This window comes from Winogradskyella sp. ECml5-4, from assembly GCF_036903175.1.
GTDB lineage: Bacteria > Bacteroidota > Bacteroidia > Flavobacteriales > Flavobacteriaceae > Winogradskyella > Winogradskyella damuponensis.
This window is the reverse complement of record NZ_JAYJLF010000079.1, coordinates 1-707: the sequence shown is the minus strand read 5'-3', so window position 1 is coordinate 707 and position 707 is coordinate 1. Positions and strand designations below refer to the sequence as shown.

The following is a 707-nucleotide window of genomic DNA, read 5'->3' as shown; positions in this document are numbered from 1 at the left end:
GTGATCTCATCACCTGGTACTTCTCCTAAATCATCACAGGCATTTAACTGTGTTGGCTGTATAGCCTCTGGTGGTAATGCTACATTCAATTCAAACATTCCTGTATCGAAACATTCTGTAATTGGATCATATAAGCGTACATAAATAACTTGTGGATTACCATTATTGGTATAGTTACCAACGTTGATAATTGGGTTACTACCGTCTTCTGCATTTGCTGCACTTACATGATACGTTAACACTACTGCAGTTGGGTCTTGACCGTTAAGAATTTCGGCATCCTTTGTTGTAAGATCAAACTGGGCTAAACCATCGTTATCGCTATCGCATATGATATAAGGTGCTATATCTATTGGCACTTCTGGTGCTGGATGTACAATAAGCTCTAGTGTGTTTTCTGTGAGACTATAACAACCTGTTATAGTGTTCTCTGAACGCACATAAATGATTTGATTGTTTGCAACGATGTTTGTGTATAATCCCGTAATTGGATTATCCCCCATTTCCGCATCGGTCTGAGTTTCGTGATAAGTAATTACAACATCCGATTCTCCGTTAGTGATTTCTACGGTACGAATCTCTAAATCAAACTCAGCAAATCCATCATTGTCTTCGTCACAAACCTCTATTGGGTCTGGTGATGCTTCTGGTGATGGTATTGGGTTAACTCTTAGGGTTACGGTTACCGTATTGTAACAACCCGTAAT

At 39.3% G+C, this 707-nt stretch carries 1 pseudogene; it reads right to left on the bottom strand.

The features are described 5' to 3' along the window. Nucleotides 1–707, bottom strand: a pseudogene (locus VDP25_RS17730) (CUB protein); the annotation flags it as partial.